We start from the raw sequence: 17,615 nt of genomic DNA, 5'->3' as shown, positions 1-17,615 counted from the left end.
CGGCCATGACCGTGCAGTTCGACCCCGCCAGCCTGATCACCCTGAACGTTATCCTCGCATTGATGATGTTCGGAGTGTCGCTCAACCTCAGACCCGCGGACTTCCAGCGGGTTCTGACCATACCAAGGGCACCGGTAGCCGGGCTGATCGCCCAGTTCCTGCTGCTGCCCCTGGGCACCTGCCTGTTTACCTGGGTTTTCCGCATCGACCCGGAGCTGGCGCTGGGCATGATCCTGGTGGCCTCCTGCCCCGGTGGCAGCTTCTCCAACATCATGACCTGGCTGGGCAAGGGCAGTGTGGCGGTGTCGGTGAGCATGACCGCGGTCTCCAGCCTGGCGGCGACGGTGATGACGCCTTTCAACTTTGCCCTGTATGGCTGGCTCAACCCCCATACCCGGGCCTACCTGCAGGAAATCGCCATCGAACCCGGCAATATCCTGCTGCTGGTGTTGCTGGTACTGGCCCTGCCGCTGATACTGGGCATGGTTACCGGCGGGCGCTTTCCCAAACTGGCGGTGCGCAGCGAAAAGCCCCTGCGCCTTGTCTCGCTGCTGATCTTCCTGGCCTTTGTGGCCATCGCTTTCCTGAACAACGTGGAACTGTTCCTCGCCCGATTCCATACCTTCTTCTGGCTGGTGGTGGGCCATAACCTGCTGGCCCTGGGACTCGGCTATGGCATGGCCCGACTGATGAAGCTGTCGGTGCCGGACCAGCGGGCGGTGACCATGGAAGTGGGCATCCAGAACTCCGGCCTGGGGCTGGTTATCCTGTTCACCTTCTTCGCCGATGCCGGCGGCATGATGCTGATTACCGCCTTCTGGGGCGTCTGGCACCTGGTATCCGGGCTGACCCTGTCGCAAATCTGGGCCCGCCGGCCCATTCCCCACCCAACAGAACAAGCAAGCTGACCCCATGACCCAGGAAAAACGTATTCTCATCACCGGCGCCGCCGGCTACATTGGTCACCAGCTGGGTAATCGTCTGGCGAAGGACTATTTTGTCTTCGGCACCGACATCAACAAGCGGGACGGCCTTGAGTTTCCCCTGGAAGTGCTGGACGTGCGCGACAACAACCTGGTGCTCACCCTGGCGGAATACCGCATCACCCATGTGATCCACCTGGCATCCATACTCCAGGCTTCCCCGGACCGGCAGCGGGACTACGACATCGACGTCAACGGCACCCGCAACGTGCTGGAGGCCTGTGTCGCGGCGAAGGTAAAGCACATCACTGTGACCAGTTCCGGTGCCGCCTATGGCTACCACCCGGACAACCCGGCCTGGATCGACGAGGATGATCCGCTGCGGGGCAACCCGGAGTTTGCCTACTCGGACCACAAGCGCCAGGTGGAGGAGTTGCTGGAGAAATACCGGAACGAGCACCCGCAACTGCAACAGCTGATCTTCAGGCCAGGTACGGTACTGGGGTCCGAAACCCGTAACCAGATTACCGGCCTGTTCCTGGCGCCCCGCCTGCTGGCCATTCGCGGCAGTGACTCACCCTTCGTGTTTATCTGGGACCAGGACGTGGTCGGCGCCATGGAGCAGGGCATTCGCGAGGACAAAACCGGTCGCTACAACATGGCCGGCGATGGCGCCCTGACCATCCGGGAGATCGCCAGTAGGCTGGACAAGCCCCTGCTGACCCTCCCCGCCAGCGTAGTCAAAGGCGGCCTTCAGATAGCGAAATGGCTGGGCAAGCCAGTGGGACCGGAGCAAATCAACTTCCTTCGCTACCGCCCGGTGCTGAGCAACCGACGGCTTAAGGAAGAATTCGGGTATCGGCTGCAGAAAACCTCGGCGGAGACCTTCGACTACTTCATTGAACAGGCGAGAAAGAAGGGGGATCTGTGACCGTTACCCTGATCACCGGCGCCGCCAGTGGCCTGGGCTGGGCCATGGCGCAACACTGGTACAAGGCCGGTCACTGCCTGGTACTGGCGGATATCGACGCCGAAGCCCTGCTGCGCCGTCGTAATGAACTGGGCGACGACACCCGGGTGCATATTGTCACTGTCGACGTCACCCACACGCCGGACCTGGAGCGACTGGTGCGGGAAACCGAAGACGTTTACGGACGCCTGGACCTGCTGGTAAACAACGCCGGTATCACCCACCGGTCCCCGGCCGCGAGCACCAACCCGGGCGTATTCCGCAAGGTGATGGCCGTAGACTGGCAGGGGCCGGTGGAACTTACCCAGCTGGCGCTGCCACTGCTGGAACGCAGTAAGGGACAGATCGTATGCATCGGCTCCATGGCCGGCTGGATGCCGGTACCGGGCCGGGCCGGCTACTGCGCCGCCAAGGGTGCCCTGATCCAGTTCTTCGAGGTGCTGCGACTGGAGCTCGAACCCCGGGGTATACACCTGCTGATGGTCTACCCCAGTTTCCTGGACACGCCCATCGAGCAGAACGCCCTGGGAGCCGATGGCCGCAAGGCTACCCACGCCCGCTCCACCATCGGTGGCATGGGCAGCGCCGCGGACATGGCCCGGATGATCGATGGCGCCCTGGCCAGGCGCAAGCGCTGGCTCCTGCCCGAGCCGGTATCCCGCTTTGGCAGCCTGCTGTGGCGGATCGCGCCCTCCCTGTACCTGAAAGCCGTACGCCGGAAATTCGCCGGTGACATCGCCGGCCACCCGACCCATGAGTCCGCCACGTCCAACGGGAACCCTGCAACATGATCGACCCCTGGCTCTGGCTCGGCCTGGCCATCCTGCTGGCCTACACCATTGAAGCCATCACCGGTTTCGGTTCCATTGTCATCGCCCTGTCCCTGGGGGCCATCCTGCTGCCCATCCCGGAGATGCTGCCAGTGCTGGTGCCGCTGAACGTGTTCATGAGTGGCTACCTCACCTGGAAACACCGCCAGCACATCCACTGGCGCCTGCTGGCCACACTCATCCTGCCGCTGATGGTGGCCGGCACCCTGACCGGCTACATACTTACGCCCTGGCTGGGAGCCGGTATCCTCAAAGTGCTGTTTGGTGTCCTGGTGGTGTGGTTTGCCGGCAAGGAACTGTGGCGCCTGTTCGGCGGCCATGTGGCGGAACCCCACGGTCTGGTGACCAGCCGCATCATCACTTTCGGCGCCGGCATCACCCACGGCCTGTTCGCCTCCGGCGGCCCCCTGCTGGTCTATGCCCTGGCCGGTATCCAACTGGACAAAAGCCGTACCCGAGCCACCTTGCTGACGGTGTGGTTCACCCTGAACCTGACGCTGAGTATGCTCTACCTTTTCGATGGCAGCCTGATAGCCAGTGCCGATCGACTGGTGTGGTACCTGCCGTTACTGGTCGTCGGGGTACTGGTGGGGGAGTTCCTCCATCACCGGCTCAATGAAGAGCGGTTTCGGCAAGCGGTATACAGCGTGTTACTGATCACCGGGTTACTGCTGATACTGCGGCCATAGAATTCCACAAAGCTATCGAATTTCGTTTGCTCATAGCTTTAGCGAATCAAAAGGATTGGAAAGCCCCATTGGGCATCAGACAGCGCCTTGAGGATACTGGGAATCAGACGCATCAACTGATTCCCAGGAGGTACCCATGCGCACCGTAGAAGACCTTATGTCCAAGTGGACTCCCGCCCTCCACGAACGGGATTACCTGAGCCGGGCCGTGGACCAGATCCTCTCCAGTGGTCATACCGGCCTGCCGGTCGTGGACGATAACAACCGCCTGGTGGGCTTCCTGTCCGAGCAGGACTGCATCCGCTCGCTGGCCAGCAGCAGCTATCACTGCGACAACTGGGTCCGCATCAGCGACATCATGTCCCGCAACCCGGTATCGGTTACCCCGGAGATGTCAGAACTGGCCCTCGCCAACCTGTTCTCCGGGCAAAGGCCCAAGGTGTACCCGGTGGTGGACAAGAACAACCGCGTACTGGGCGTGCTCACCCGTTCCCGGGTCATGGCCGCCCTGAACGACCAGCTAAAGGCCTGCCGGGTGGCCTGATGTCCCATCTGGCAACTTCACCAATCCACTGCTCTGCCGGACGCCTTGAGAGCCGGGCGCGATGCAGGCAGACCAAGCAAATGTAGGCCGGGACAGAGGCTCCTGTTGTACCAGGGCGAATGTGTAAGGGTCTTTAAAAGTCCTGCCACCCATGGTCACGGTAATCAGGATTAACGGAGAACTCTCCTGCGCCAATATCCAGCTCAGGACGTGCAAAGGGAATACGATACTCGCCCCAGTTAACCGTAACCGGGTCTTTCTCTGAGTCGCGCTGCCAGACGCCGGCATACTGGTTATCTCCGCGGAGAAAGCGGACGTTGCCAATGTCGTTACGCTTGACCGAGCCGTCGTCCATCAGCATCCAGCTGACCCTGTTGCGTCCCGCCAGAGAGCCTTTACAGGGCTTATCGCCGGAAGTCTTAAGCTCATAGGAGCCGAAAAGCATTCCCTGACGCTTTATCCCCGCATCGCGATGCTTGTTGTCGACACCATAGTCCAGCTGTTTCAGGTCATGGCTACGTTCCGCCCTGATCAGACCAGCCATTTCACAATAAACATCATCCACCCTCAGGTATCCCGAAACCCGAACAGCAGGGTGACCTCCCTTCTCTGGATGAATCTCGCTAAAACCGATATGCAACCGGGTGTAGTCAGGCCCGATGTAGCCCAGAAACTCTCTCTCTGCCGATACCAGTCCAGCAAAATCCCTTGCCGTCAGAAATGCAGGGGCGCGGGCCTCACCGAATCTCGCTTTCTCCTCTGACCCCATGTCGAAATAAACCGGCACCCCTCTGGAATCAGCAAAGCCAGAAAGCGGTGTAAAAGCCAGACAAGCTAACCAAAGCACTCCATATTTCATCATGGTTCTGTTAACCCTCCGATGGTTCGAAACAGTTCTCGATGACTATGGTGGCACCGCCCCTTATCCGGGCATTGTTCTGTGGTCCGCCGCTACCTTCAAAGCCGATCGACTTGACGTGATCCCTGATACGCTTCATCGCTGTTCCGCTGTTCCACACGACGTCAGTCTCTCTCGTCAGCCCTGGGAGAAGACAACCGTCGGTGTCTCTCGGATAGTTTCCAATATGGATCAGTATCGCCCGCTCCTTCGGTACCTCACTGTTATAGAGCTTGAGAACATTCTGAAAGGCTTCACCGATGTGCCAGCAAAGTTGGTAGGTTCCCTCAGGTACCCGCTTCCTCAGACCTGCCTCCAACGTATCGGGGCCCGGTCGTTCAAGCATATAGCCTTTGATATTAGTGCCCTCGATTGCGTATTGCCCGATCTTGGACCGCTCCGTCTCCCATTTGCGCTTCAGCCGAATAAGCAAGACAAATCCCTCCTTGTTGTCTTGTAACCAGATACTCAGTGAGCTGAATAGTACGGCAGGCTGGAAAAGAGCGGGGCATTTGTGAATGAACCTTAAGTCAAAACCTACATCTTCGAGAAACCAGTCACATTTCCAGCACACAAGAAACCTGGAATTTCATGCCGGGATCATGACTCAGTGGATCAACCAGCCGTAAGGCCAAACCGAACGCCTGCGACTCTGACCCGGGATCGTGCCGGGTCTGGACCAATGCCCGTTTTATGAACCTCAGATGCCAAAGGGCCTCTTTCCATCAGTGGTCCGGGTGATCAGTGCCATTCAAGGCATGCGCCACCGCCTGGCTGGCATGGATGGCGGTGGTGTCGTAGAGCCTGACCGGGGTATCGGGTGCCTGGATCAGCAGCCCGATCTCGGTGCAGCCGAGAATGACGCCCTGGGCGCCGCGGTCAGCCAGCGAGGTGACCACCTCCAGGTAGGCCTGCTTCGAGGCGGGCCGGATGTCACCCAGGCACAGCTCCTCGTAGATGACCCGGTGAACCAGTTCCCGCTGGGCCTTGTCCGGAACCAGCACCTCGATCCCCCGGGCCTCCAGGCGCTCCCGATAGAAGGCCTGTTCCATGGTAAACCCGGTACCCAGCAAGCCGACCCGGGTTACGCCGTCACCCTGCAGAACGTCTGCGGTCGCATCCGCGATGTGCAGCAAGGGCAGTTCCGAGGCCTGCTCGATCCTGGGCGCCACCTTGTGCATGGTATTGGTACAAAGTACGAGGAAGTCTGCGCCAGCAGAGCGCAGGGACCGGGCAGCCCCGGAGAGAATAGCGGCAGTGGCCTCCCAGTCACCCTGGTGCTGGAGCGCCTCGATTTCCGCAAAGTCGACACTGTAGAGCACAAGCTGTGCGGAATGCAGCCCGCCGAGCTGTTCCCGGACTGCCTGGTTGATGAGCCGGTAATAGGTCTGGGTGGACTCCCAGCTCATACCACCGATCAGGCCCATGGTTTTCATCTGAACGTCTCCTTGTTCTGTTATGAAAACATCTAACCTAGCAGAACATGCGAAATTTACTAAGGCCGACGCGACTACCTGCCCGATTTTTTGGTCCCCATCTTCGCCTCCGCTGTCAGGGGATCTTCAGGCCAGGGATGCTTGGGATAACGGCCACGCATCTCCTTGCGGACTTCCGGGTATACCTGCGTCCAGAAATTCTTAAGGTCGGCTGTGACGGCAAGGGGTCGCTGGGCCGGGGACAGCAAGTGAATAACGACCGGGATGCGGCCATCGGCGAGCCTGGGGGTTTCCGTCCAGCCGAACAGGGCTTGCAGCTTTGTGGCCAGCACCGGGCCGTTCTCGGCGGTGTAATCCAGTCGCAGGTGCTGGCCGGTGGGTATCTCCAGCGTGGTGGGCAGCGCCCTGGACAAACGCTGTTGCTGATCCCATGGCAGCAGTGACTGCAGGGCATCCACCAGCGAAACCTGCTGCAGCGCCTTCCAGTTACGCACGCCCGCCAGGAACGGTGCCAACCATTGATCCAGTGCGGCCAACAGGCCGTTGTCGGAAACATCGGGCCACTGGTCCGGCTCCAGCCGCCGCATGGCCTGGACCCGGGCCTGCCATTGTCTGGCCGTTTCATTCCAAGGCAGGCTTCCTATGTCCTTCTGGCGCACGGCATTGAGCAGTCCTTGCTGGACCTGCTCAGGCCCCGGATCCGGCAGGGACTGCTCCGCCAGCATCAGTGCACCCAGGCGGGTTACCCGACGAGCAACGACCGTGCCGCGCCTGTCGTCCCACAAGGCTTCCTCAACTGTTTCGATATGGGCCTCCAGGTCGGCTTCCAGGGTGGCGCGATCAGTAGCGGCGGCCAGGAAGACCTGCGCTTCCCGGGCCTGTCCGTCCAGGTCGGCGGCGACAATCCATTGCCGGGTGCCCAGGGCATCATCGTCAGCCAGGCGGGCACCCCGACCATTACTCAGCTGGTAACGATTGGCATCACCGGTCCGCCGTCGGCCTACCCGGTCCGGGTAAGCGAACGCCAACAGACGACCGGCCGGCAGGGCGTCGTCCTCGTCTTCCGTCTGTTCGTGCGGCAGCAGTCGGTCCGCCGCTCGTCGAATGGCATCCAGCCGGCCCCTGTCCAGTCCTGGTACGCGGTAATCACCGGCCAGCGCCTGTAGCCGGTACACGATGTCCGCTCCAGCGCCACGCCCCAGCAAATCACGCTCACCGAAGAGGGCAGCGAGGCGGGCAGCGGTTCTCGGATAGCCCAGCTCACGCCCTTTGAGCACCATATGAGCCAGCCTGGGATGGACACCCAGTTGCCGGGCCTGGCGACCATGGTCGGTAATGGCGCCTTCTCCATCCAGCAGATCCAGCCACTGCAATAATTCGACTGCCTGCGCCCAGTGGGCTTTCGGGGGCAGGTCCAGCCACTCCAGGTCGTCGGGGGCCCGGGCGCCCCACTGGGCCAGTTCCAGGGCCAGGGGTGCCAGGTCGGCTGCGAGGATTTCCGGCGGCGTATAGTCCGCCAGGCTGTGGTGTTCCGTCTCGCCCCACAAGCGGAAGCACACACCAGGCTCGACACGCCCTGCGCGGCCCCGGCGTTGCTCTGCCGCAGCGCGGGAAACCCGCCCCGTGACCAGGCGGGTCATGCCGCTGTTGGGGTCGAAGACCGCGCGGCGGGCCTGGCCAGCGTCGACCACTACACGAACACCCTCAATGGTCAGGCTGGTTTCGGCAATGGCAGTGGCAAGGACAACCTTGCGCTGCCCTTCCGGAGCCGGTTCGATGGCCTGGTCCTGGGCATCGCCTTTCAGGTTGCCATACAGGGGCACGAGCCATGTATTGGCTGGCAGGTGGGCTCTGAGCAGTTGCTCCACCTTGTGAATTTCACCGGCGCCGGGAAGGAACACCAGGATGGATCCGGGATGCTCCGCCAGGGCTTCATGGATCACCGTGACCACCTGGTCCAGCAGCCTGGGTGGTCGCCCCGCGGAGACCGCGGAAGGACGGTAGTGCACCTCCACCGGGAAGGCCCGGCCTTCGCTCGAAATCACCGGGGCGCCCCCCAGCAGATGAGCCAGGGGTCCGGTATCCAGGGTGGCGGACATGACCAGTACCCGCAGGCCCGGCCGCAACACCTGCTGGGTTTCCCTTACCAATGCAAGGCCAAGGTCCGCCTGCAGGGAACGCTCATGGAATTCATCGAACAGGATGGCGGCGTAGTCCTCCAGCAACGAATCGCCCTGGATCAGCCGGGTGAGAATACCTTCGGTCACTACTTCAATAATGGTGTCAGCGCCGATTCGCGTGTCCAGGCGGGTTCGGTAGCCAACGGTCTGCCCGGGCTTCTCGCCCAGCTGGCGGGCCATGTAGGCGGCTGCGGAGCGGGCCGCCAGGCGACGCGGCTCCAGCATCAGGATCTTGCGGCCATCCCGCCAGGAGGCGTCCTTCAGGGCCATGGGAACCCGTGTGGTCTTGCCGGCACCCGGCGGTGCCTGCAGCAGCACCGTGGTGTGCTGCTCCAGCGTTCGGATCAGTTCGGGCAGGACCTGGTCGATGGGTAACATGCCGTTCAACCTGGCAGTTGAGAGCCTGTGTGCCCGTTAACGGGCATGCCAGTCCTCCGGCCGGGGCACGAACAGCGCCAGCAGCAGCCCCCAACCCAGTGCGACCGCCCCCAGGGTAAAGGCGCCCACCAGGGTGCCGCCGGCATCCAGCCACTGCCGTGTCAGCCAGGGGCCGGCCATCTGGGTCACGCTGTACAAAGCAACCATCGCGGCTGAGAGTCGCGGGCCCTGGTGAGGGTGCAAGGCTCGGCCGATGCGCTGGGTCAGCAGCACGGTGCCCACAAAGGTACTGCCCACCAGCAGTGCACAGAGTACGATGCCCAGGGGGCCAGGCCAGATGACAACGGCCAGGGCGCCCAGGAACTGGATCAGGTAGTTGAGCCGCAGGGCCGGCAAGTCACCGAAACGGGACCCGAGGAAACTCCAGATGATGGGCGTGGGAATGGTGACCACGGCTACCAGCAACCAGGACCCGTCCACCAGCCAGTGGCCATCGGGCAACTGGGTCTTGGTCAGCAGGGGCAGGAAGGTCATGGGCAGGATATAGCCCAGCCCGGCACCCGCGTAGGAAAGGAACAGGGGAATGCTGGCCCGGTCCAGCAAGGGCCCTTTATCGACATAGGAGCCATCGTCCCGCTGGATACGGGCCGGCACATCCAGCCTGACCAGGCGCCAGGTGGCCCACAGGGCCAGCGGAATGGACAGCAGGGCAGCTGGCCACCAGCGGGCCGGACCGGAGAGCAGGTCTGCCGTGCCGGAGACCAGGAAGCTGGACACCAGCAAACCGGCACCCACGCCCACATACACCAGCCCGCTGGCACCCGTACGGTTACGTCGCACCAGCCATTCCAGGATCAGCGCCGGCGCCTGCACAAACACCACGCCATTGGCAATGCCGTTGACCAGCCGCAGGCCCGACAGAGCAGCCACAGGCTCCACCTGGGTCTGGGCCAGGGTAGTGATCACATGCACCAGCATGGCAATGGGCAGGGAGATGCGGATCTGGTCAGGGCGGTACCATCGAACCGCCAGCAACGCACCAATGAGATAGCCCAGGTAGTTCCAGGTGGCAACAGACGCGCCTTCACTGGCTGTCAGTTGGCCATCACCAACCAGGTACGGCAACAGGGGGGTGTAAATAAAGCGGCCCAGGGCGTGGACCACCAGCAGGAGGATAGCACCGGCCAGCACGACCGACATGAGCTGCCTGGCGTCCGAGGCGGGCCGATGCTCTGTCATTATTACTCCAGGGGATTATTCCGGTATGGATGGGGTTATTTTACGTCAACCTTGGCCGGGGTAATGTACTCGATTCGCGGAGGCGCTGCCAGACAGCCGGCGGCGACCTTGCCAAATGCCTTCATATGATCGCTCTTGCCATGGGGTCCCAGGTGTTCGGCGGATTCCCAAACTTCCAGGAACACCAGGCGATTGGGATCGGACAGGCTGGTATGCAGTTCGTACTCGACACAGCCGGGCTCTTTCAGGGTGGCTTCGATGCAGGGCTTGGCCGCTTCAATCAGGGTTTCGCGCTGATCAGGTTTGACGTTCAGGATGGCACGTACGTATAGCATGGTTTTCCTCAGTGTGGTGCGCCCGCGTGGGCGCTGTTGTTATAAGACCCTCAACCAGACCGGGCCTGGTTCTGCCGGGTCCACTCGTAGATCTCTCGGTAAGCTTTGACCAGTTTATCCGGGTCGTGGGGCGGCTGAATGACGGCAGCCATCCTGCCATCGGGATTGAGCAGCGCCAGGTGGCCACTGTGGTCGACCAGGTTATTGCCGTTACCATCGTCCCGGTGCACAAAGACAGCGCCTACACTTTTTGCCAACTCCCGCAGCACATCGATATCTCCAGTCAGCCCGTGGAAGTCCTCGCCAAAGAACCCCAGGTAATCCCGCAACTGCTCAGGTGTATCCCGCTCCGGGTCCGCGCTTACCAGCAGGTATTCCGGCTGCGGCAGCTCCGCAGGAATCCGGCTGTCAGCCTGCCGCAGGGTCGCCATGGTGGCGGGGCAGATATCCGGGCAATGGGTATAGCCGACGAATACGAACGTCCACTGACCTCGCAGGTCCTGGCGGGTCTTTTCCTCACCCTGTTCGCTGGTCAGGGTAAATTCCGCAAGTGCCCGCGGCTCTGGGTAGACAAAGGTATTCATGGCACTCAGGTCAGGGGCAGGCTCCGGTTCCCGGGTTTGCGTGTCCGTCTGTTGATAGACAACGAGCGAGAAAATGGCTGCGACAACCATCAATAGCAGCACCAGCGTACGCCGGACCGAGCGAGTCATGGAAACTCCTGTCAGTGGTCAAAGGCGGTCCCCGAAAGGACCGCCGGGACATCAGAAATAGAAGAAGTGGTCGACCAGCAACACCACGAACAGGGCCATCAGGTAGGTTATGGAGTATTTGAAGGTTGCCAGTGCGACCCGGCGGTCATCGCCCCTGAGCAGGCGAACCGAGTACTGGAGGAAGCGTAACCCAAGTGCCGTGGCGCCGGCCAGATAGATCCAGCCCGACATGCCTGTGGCAAAAGGTAGCAGGGTCACTGCCAGCAGCATCAAGGTGTATAGCAGGATATGAAGCTCGGTATAGCGGTTGCCGTGAGTCACTGGCAGCATCGGAATACCGGCCTTGGCGTATTCCTCCTTGCGATGGATGGCCAGGGCCCAGAAGTGGGGCGGTGTCCACGCAAAGATAATCAGCACCAGCAACAGGGCGTGGCCCTCCACCTGGTTGGTCACAGCAGTCCAGCCCAGCAGCGGCGGCATGGCCCCGGCAAGGCCGCCAATGACAATATTCTGGGGCGTGGCCCGCTTGAGGAAAAGCGTGTAGACGCCGGCATAGCCTACCAGTGAGGCCAGGGTCAGCCAGGCAGTCAGGGCATTGACTTGCCACATCAGGATCATCATGCCGGCCAGTGCAAGCACGGTTGCGAAGAGCAGGGCGTCCACCTGGCTGACCCGGCCGGTGGCCACCGGCCGTCGGCGGGTGCGAGCCATCACGGTATCGATCTTCTGGTCCACGACATGGTTCACTACCGCCGCAGCGCCAGCGAGCAAAGCGATACCGAGGTTGCCGAAGAGCAGCACATCCCAGCCCGGCACGCCTGGTGTGGCAAGCAGCATACCGATAACCGCCGTCAGGATCATCAGCGCGACCACACGGGGCTTGGTCAGCTCCAGGAAGTCACGCCAGGAAACCGACCGGGTGGTGGTCGGGCGGGCCGTCAGGGCCTTGGCCTGGTCTGTCATGCGGGTACCTCGCGATTTGTTGTTGTGTGCGCCGGTTCTGCGACCGGCTGGCGTGCATAGCCATGAACCTGCCAGAGCATGTGGATTACGGTCAGTAACAGACCGGCTCCCATGGCGTTATGGGCCACCGCCACTGACAGGGGAATATGGAACAGGATATTGGCAATGCCGAGCCCAATCTGCATGACCAGGGCGGTGGCGGTCAAGAGCACCATGGACCTTGCCGGTGAATTCCGGGTGTGACGCCAGAGGGCCAGCAGGAGCAGACCGAGATAGGCCAGTACGATCACTGCGCCCAAACGGTGGGTAACGTGGATGGCGACCCGCCCGTCCGCTGTCAACTGGCCACCGAGATAGTTGGGACCGATGGTCTGCAACAGGTCAAAGCCATGGCGGAAGTCCATATTGTCGGGCCACCACTGTCCCTGGCAGGTAGGCAGGTCAGTGCAGGCAACGGCTGCATAGTTGGCCGCCGTCCAAGCTCCAAGGGCAATCTGCAGTATCACCAGTGCCAGGCCCCCGTAGATCCACGGCCGCAGCCGGGCTACTGCGCTGGCACGGTCTGGCGCAAGGGGTTTTCGCCGGCCCCGTAAGCGCAGCGTCAGGAGGGTTAACAGGCTCAGCGTGGTGAAGCCTCCCAGCAGGTGCAGGGCCACTACCTTTGGCCAGAGCTGGAGGGTGACCGTCCACATACCGAACAGCGCCTGCAATACGATAAAGCCGGCAATGAACAGGGGCAGTTTGACCGGTACCCCTTCACGGCGATGCCGGACCCCATAAGCTGCGATACCAAATACGATCAGACCCAGGGTGCCCGCTGCATAACGGTGAATCATCTCCGGCCAGCCCTTGGACACATCCACCGGCGAGTCGGGGAAGCGGGCATTTGCCACGGCTATACTGGACTCGCTCTGGGGCACGGTCAGGAAGCCATAACATCCGGGCCAGTCGGGGCAGCCCAGACCGGCATCCACCAGCCGGGTCCAGGCGCCGAGCATGACAACCACAACGGTGAACAGGGCGGCGATAAGTGCCCAGCGTGCCATCACGCGATGGGCGTGGCTGTGCGGTGTCCGGGTGTCTTGTAATTGTTCTTGCACAATCCGTTACCTTGTCTGGTTGGCCCGGGGGGCAATGCCCGGCCGGGCCGCTAGCCTATCTGGGACAATTTCATCAGGTGCTTGAGGTCTTCGAGCATTTGCTTCCCCGTGTGTTCGGCGTCGTAATGCATCATCACATTACCAAAGGGGTCGACGACCAGGATGCCCGGCGCATCCGCCGGATTTGCCTGTTCAGGCCAGGCTGGCCGGGCACCCGGGGCAATCTGCAGACGCTCCATGGAGCGGTAATCGGTATCCCAACGCTGCTGGAGTTCCGGCGAGACCTCTCCGATCCAGGCGGCACGACCAACCCGGTTTGCGTGTTTGCCAAGGGCAATGTTTACCTGGCGCGCCAGGTACAGCAACTGCTCACAATCATCGCCGCAGGTCTGGGCGGTGACCATGAGCATCCATTTGGGCTCCTGCAGTTGTGGACCGAAACGGGTTTCCAGGGAGTCACCCCCGGCATCCAGAAGGTTCAGCTCCGCCACGGGAACCGCCGGCTGGATAAGTTCGCCATGGTTACTGCGCGTCTCGGGATGGAGCCAACCTGTGTAATACATGATGGTGGCGAAGATCATCGGGCCGAAACCGATGGCAAACAGGAGCAGGGCGGTACGGCGGCCACGACGGACCTGTTCCGGGGTCGGTTCGGCTTCGTGCAGCTCGGCAGTGGTATCAGTCATTCAGGACTCCTGCTTACGATAGCTCGCTATTATTGTCAGTATGATGAGCGCCGCTGCCAGGGAAAACCATTGCAGGGCATAACCATAGTGGGTCTGAGGATCCATCATATCCGGTTCCCAGTCCACCCGGAAGGCTCCCGGTTGATTACTGTCATCCAGTCTCAGGATGTTATGTGCTATGGAGGGCTCTACGCCGGTCACTACCCTTCTGGGGAGCGCCTGTACGCGCTGCGGCCCGGTACCCATGGACGGCTCCCCGGCAGCCTCACCGGCCAACACGGGCGGTTCCGGATAGTCTGCAATCCGCGCCAGCAAGGAGACCTCGCCCTCCGGGGTCTGCACTTCCGGTAACCGGGAACGGGTCCGCTCAGCCGCAACCCAGCCCCGATTCACCACCAGCGGTGGCCCGCGATCCGGCTGGAATAACGTCAATACTTCGTAACCCGGGATACCATCACGGGTACGGTTATCGAGTAGCCAGGTGGCTGGCCGGTACCGTCCGCTAACCCTGACCGGCTGCCCGCTGGCCGGCTCGGCCCCAGCAACCTCGACCCAGGCCAGCGCACCGGCAACATCTTCCCACTGTGCCAGCAACCGGTTTTTCTCTTCCGCACGATCAAGCTGCCAAAACCCGAGCCATAGCAGGACTGGCAGTAGTGCGGCCGCGAGCAGCAGCAGCCGCCAGTCAGGCGCCCAGACCCGGTGTCGGGATTCATGTTCAGACATGCTCTGTTATAGTCACAGGTTCATTGCCTTCATACAGACAATAATAAAGACCTTCCAACGCGGGGACGAGGCTCATGCTTCTCAAAATCCTGATCGTGGTATTGATGCTGGCCGTGATCGTCAGCCTGTTCAGTGGCTTGTTTTTCCTGATCAGGGACGATGGGGGCCGACGGCGGGTGGTCAATTCACTGGTAGTCAGGGTCGCGCTCAGCATCTTGTTACTGGCGGTTATCCTGCTGTCACTTTGGCAAGGGGGGCTGGACCTCAACCCCACGCCCTATCATTAAACCGCTGCCAAGTGGCAGGCAGTACCTGAAGGACTCCGGGCAATGCTGCCCGGAGCCCAGGAACGTCAGATGACGTAGACGAAGATAAACAGACCCAGCCACACCACGTCAACAAAGTGCCAGTACCAGCTGGCCGCCTCGAATCCGAAGTGATTGTCGCCGGTGAAGTGCCCTTTCTGGATGCGGAAGAACATCACGATCAGGATGATCGTACCGAGAATCACGTGGGCACCGTGGAACCCGGTGAGCATAAAGAAGGTGCTGCCGTAGATGCCGGACTGCAGGGTCAGGTTCAGGTCCTGGTAGGCGTGGACGTATTCCTCTGCCTGCAGGCCAAGGAAGACCAGGGCCAGCACAATGGTGGCACCAAGCCAGATTTTTACCTTCTTGCGATTATCTTCCTTGAGAGCATGGTGTGCCACGGTCACGGTGAACGATGAGGTAACCAGCAGGATTGTGTTCACCAGTGGCAGGCCCCAGGCGCCGATAACGCCGTCTGGCGCGGGATAGGCCTCGGGGTTCGGGTTATTGATCAAGGGCCAGGCGGCCTGGAAGCCCTCCCAGAGCATCGCGCTGGAGCCCTTGTCACCTTCTCCTCCCAGCCAGGGCACCACAAAAACCCGGGAATAGAAGAGGGCGCCAAAGAACGCGGCAAAGAACATCACCTCGGAAAAAATAAACCAGCTCATACCCCAGCGGAAAGACCGGTCCATCTGGGGACTGTAGAGCCCTGCCCGGCTCTCCCGGATCACCGATCCGAACCAGCCAAACAGCATGTAAACCATCACCAGGGCGCCGATAAGGAAAATGAACCAGGACCCGTCAGTAGATTCCCCCTGGGACCCGTTCACCATTACCGAGGCAACCCCGTAAAGGGTAAGGACCAACCCGATCGTAGCCACTATTGGCCACTTGCTCTGCTCTGGTACGTAGTACGTCTGGTTATTCGCCATGTGTTTCTCCAGAGGCCTGCTCCGCTGGCCTGTCCATTCTCGTTTATTGTTTTCGTGTCACTCGCTTTGCTGCGCCAGTGCCGGCATAACATCTCCGGCACTGGCAGCAGACGCTCACTTCACTTCTGGCGGCGTCGCAAAGGTGTGGTAAGGAGCGGGTGAAGGCACGGTCCACTCCAGACCCTCTGCACCGTCCCAGGGCTTGGCGGCTGCCTTCTCGCCATTACCCCTGGCGCATTTCACCACGATAAACAGGAACAGAAGCTGCGTAGCGCCGAACATAAAGGCTCCGACACTGGAGACCATGTTGAAGTCCGCGAACTGCAGGGCGTAATCCGGAATACGACGGGGCATGCCGGCCAGGCCCAGGAAGTGCATGGGGAAGAACGCCAGGTTCATACCCACGAACGAGAGCCAGAAATGGGTCTTGGCCAGGGTTTCGTCGTACATGGTCCCGGTCCACTTGGGCAACCAGTAGTAGGCGGCGGCAAAGATACCGAAGATAGCGCCCGGTACCAGTACGTAGTGGAAGTGAGCCACGACGAAGTAGGTATCGTGGTACTGGAAGTCCGCCGGCGCGATGGCCAGCATCAGGCCGGAAAAGCCACCGATGGTGAACAGGATGACGAAGGCCACCGAGAACAGCATGGGCGCCTCGAAGGTCATGGACCCGCGGAACATGGTAGCCACCCAGTTGAACACCTTAACCCCGGTAGGCACCGCGATCAGCATGGTGGCGTACATGAAGAACAGCTGCCCGAAGATGGGAATGCCCACAGTGAACATGTGGTGCGCCCACACCAGGAACGACAGCAGGGCAATGGCACCCACCGCATAGACCATGGAGGCATAGCCAAACAGCTTCTTGCGGGCAAACGCCGGAATGATGTGAGAGACAACACCAAACGCCGGCAGGATCATGATGTACACCTCTGGATGCCCGAAGAACCAGAACACGTGCTGGAACAGTACCGGATCACCGCCACCGGCAGCGTCAAAGAACGATGTGCCGAAATTGATGTCCATCAGCATCATGGTGACCACGCCGGCCAGCACCGGCATAACAGCGATCAGCAGGAAGGCGGTAATCAGCCAGGTCCAGACAAACATGGGCATTTTCATCAGGGTCATGCCCGGTGCGCGCATGTTCAGAATGGTGGCTATCACATTGATGGCACCCATGATGGACGATACACCCATGATATGGATGGCAAAAATGAAGAAGGTGGTGCTCGGCGGCCCGTAGGTCGTCGACAGGGGGGCGTAGAAGGTCCAGCCGAAGTTGGGGGCACCGCCCTGCATGAACAGGGTGGACACCAGCATCAGGAACGCTGCCGGCAGCAGCCAGAAGCTCCAGTTATTCATCCGTGGCAGGGCCATGTCCGGCGCCCCCACCATCAGGGGAAGCATCCAGTTTGCCAACCCCACAAACGCTGGCATAACCGCACCAAACACCATGATAAGGCCGTGCATGGTGGTCATCTGGTTGAAGAATTCCGGCTCCACGATTTGGAGCCCCGGCTGGAAAAGCTCCGCCCGGATCACCATCGCCATGCTGCCCCCAAGCAGGAACATGGCGAAACTGAACATCAGGTACATGGACCCGATGTCTTTATGGTTGGTGGTTAACAGCCACCGGGTAATGCCCTTGGCGGGACCATGGTGGTGGTCCTGGGCGTGGGTATCTGCGACCGCACTCATTTGAAACCCCCGTTGCCGCCTGTTTCTTATAGCTGGCGTGTTTTGTTATCTGGCGAACCTGATG

19 protein-coding genes are annotated in these 17,615 nt (G+C 61.1%); 6 read left to right on the top strand and 13 right to left on the bottom strand.

The genetic code is table 11. The features are described from left to right. Positions 1 to 5 precede the first annotated feature (5 nt). The 5 genes from MLC59_RS05640 (at position 6) to MLC59_RS05620 (ending at position 3,956) form a co-directional block, all read left to right on the top strand. Entirely contained in the window at positions 6 to 908 is a 903-nt protein-coding gene (locus MLC59_RS05640; protein WP_248231791.1) for a bile acid:sodium symporter family protein, read from the top strand. A 4-nt stretch (positions 909 to 912) separates the two neighbouring features. Beyond that, the gene (locus MLC59_RS05635) at positions 913 to 1,854 is read left to right on the top strand and encodes an SDR family oxidoreductase (RefSeq protein WP_248231788.1); all 942 of its coding nucleotides are present in this window, start codon (positions 913 to 915) and stop codon (positions 1,852 to 1,854) included. Further along, positions 1,851 to 2,684, top strand: coding sequence for an SDR family oxidoreductase (locus MLC59_RS05630; protein WP_248231783.1), 834 nt, complete (start codon positions 1,851 to 1,853; stop codon positions 2,682 to 2,684). The genes MLC59_RS05635 and MLC59_RS05630 overlap by 4 nt, the downstream gene beginning before the upstream one ends. Next, a complete protein-coding gene (locus tag MLC59_RS05625; protein ID WP_248231780.1) occupies positions 2,681 to 3,412 on the top strand; it encodes a sulfite exporter TauE/SafE family protein in 732 nt (243 codons plus the stop codon). The genes MLC59_RS05630 and MLC59_RS05625 overlap by 4 nt, the downstream gene beginning before the upstream one ends. Before the next feature lie 136 nt (positions 3,413 to 3,548). Further along, positions 3,549 to 3,956: a CBS domain-containing protein gene (locus MLC59_RS05620; protein ID WP_248231777.1), complete on the top strand. Its 408-nt coding sequence runs from the start codon at positions 3,549 to 3,551 to the stop codon at positions 3,954 to 3,956. 133 nt (positions 3,957 to 4,089) lie between these two features. Here the strand turns inward: MLC59_RS05620 and MLC59_RS05615 are convergent, their stop codons facing one another. The 11 genes from MLC59_RS05615 to MLC59_RS05565 all read right to left on the bottom strand — a co-directional run bounded on the left by MLC59_RS05615 (position 4,090) and on the right by MLC59_RS05565 (position 14,610). Beyond that, a complete protein-coding gene (locus MLC59_RS05615) occupies positions 4,090 to 4,818 on the bottom strand; it encodes a hypothetical protein (RefSeq protein ID WP_248231775.1) in 729 nt (242 codons plus the stop codon). Between the two features lie 7 nt (positions 4,819 to 4,825). Then, positions 4,826 to 5,287, bottom strand: coding sequence for a DUF5675 family protein (locus tag MLC59_RS05610; protein WP_248231773.1), 462 nt, complete (start codon positions 5,285 to 5,287; stop codon positions 4,826 to 4,828). Positions 5,288 to 5,579: 292 nt separating this feature from the next. Next, a complete protein-coding gene (locus tag MLC59_RS05605) occupies positions 5,580 to 6,290 on the bottom strand; it encodes an aspartate/glutamate racemase family protein (protein ID WP_248231767.1) in 711 nt (236 codons plus the stop codon). 74 nt (positions 6,291 to 6,364) lie between these two features. Then, positions 6,365 to 8,848, bottom strand: a complete 2,484-nt coding sequence (gene hrpB / locus MLC59_RS05600) for an ATP-dependent helicase HrpB (RefSeq protein ID WP_248231764.1) — start codon at positions 8,846 to 8,848, stop codon at positions 6,365 to 6,367. 36 nt (positions 8,849 to 8,884) lie between these two features. Further along, positions 8,885 to 10,087 carry a YbfB/YjiJ family MFS transporter gene (locus MLC59_RS05595; RefSeq protein WP_248231759.1) on the bottom strand — a complete coding sequence of 401 codons (1,203 nt, stop codon included), beginning with the start codon at positions 10,085 to 10,087 and terminating at the stop codon, positions 8,885 to 8,887. Between the two features lie 35 nt (positions 10,088 to 10,122). Continuing rightward, positions 10,123 to 10,422 carry a putative quinol monooxygenase gene (locus tag MLC59_RS05590; protein WP_248231758.1) on the bottom strand — a complete coding sequence of 100 codons (300 nt, stop codon included), beginning with the start codon at positions 10,420 to 10,422 and terminating at the stop codon, positions 10,123 to 10,125. 50 nt (positions 10,423 to 10,472) lie between these two features. Next, the gene (locus MLC59_RS05585) at positions 10,473 to 11,135 is read right to left on the bottom strand and encodes an SCO family protein (RefSeq protein ID WP_248231755.1); all 663 of its coding nucleotides are present in this window, start codon (positions 11,133 to 11,135) and stop codon (positions 10,473 to 10,475) included. 51 nt (positions 11,136 to 11,186) lie between these two features. Further along, complete coding sequence (gene cyoE, locus MLC59_RS05580; protein WP_248231754.1) at positions 11,187 to 12,098, bottom strand: heme o synthase; 912 nt, start codon at positions 12,096 to 12,098, stop codon at positions 11,187 to 11,189. Beyond that, positions 12,095 to 13,144, bottom strand: coding sequence for a COX15/CtaA family protein (locus MLC59_RS05575; RefSeq protein ID WP_248231901.1), 1,050 nt, complete (start codon positions 13,142 to 13,144; stop codon positions 12,095 to 12,097). Before MLC59_RS05575 ends, cyoE begins: the two co-directional genes overlap by 4 nt. Positions 13,145 to 13,248: 104 nt before the next feature. Next, on the bottom strand, positions 13,249 to 13,884 hold the full coding sequence (locus MLC59_RS05570; protein ID WP_248231753.1) for a hypothetical protein: 636 nt from the start codon (positions 13,882 to 13,884) through the stop codon (positions 13,249 to 13,251). Beyond that, positions 13,885 to 14,610, bottom strand: a complete 726-nt coding sequence (locus MLC59_RS05565; RefSeq protein ID WP_248231752.1) for an SURF1 family protein — start codon at positions 14,608 to 14,610, stop codon at positions 13,885 to 13,887. A gap of 74 nt (positions 14,611 to 14,684) precedes the next feature. Between MLC59_RS05565 and MLC59_RS05560 the strand changes: the two genes are divergently transcribed. After that, the gene (locus MLC59_RS05560; RefSeq protein WP_248231751.1) at positions 14,685 to 14,897 is read left to right on the top strand and encodes a twin transmembrane helix small protein; all 213 of its coding nucleotides are present in this window, start codon (positions 14,685 to 14,687) and stop codon (positions 14,895 to 14,897) included. Positions 14,898 to 14,962: 65 nt separating this feature from the next. On the opposite strand, the gene MLC59_RS05555 is transcribed toward MLC59_RS05560, so the two are convergent. Further along, positions 14,963 to 15,850: a cytochrome c oxidase subunit 3 gene (locus MLC59_RS05555; RefSeq protein ID WP_248231750.1), complete on the bottom strand. Its 888-nt coding sequence runs from the start codon at positions 15,848 to 15,850 to the stop codon at positions 14,963 to 14,965. 114 nt (positions 15,851 to 15,964) lie between these two features. Beyond that, positions 15,965 to 17,551: a cytochrome c oxidase subunit I gene (ctaD, locus tag MLC59_RS05550; RefSeq protein WP_248231746.1), complete on the bottom strand. Its 1,587-nt coding sequence runs from the start codon at positions 17,549 to 17,551 to the stop codon at positions 15,965 to 15,967. Positions 17,552 to 17,615 lie beyond the last annotated feature (64 nt).

The organism is Marinobacter bryozoorum (assembly GCF_023156245.1).
GTDB classification, from domain to species: Bacteria; Pseudomonadota; Gammaproteobacteria; order Pseudomonadales; family Oleiphilaceae; genus Marinobacter; species Marinobacter bryozoorum.
This window is presented reverse-complemented; position numbering and strand designations above follow the sequence as displayed.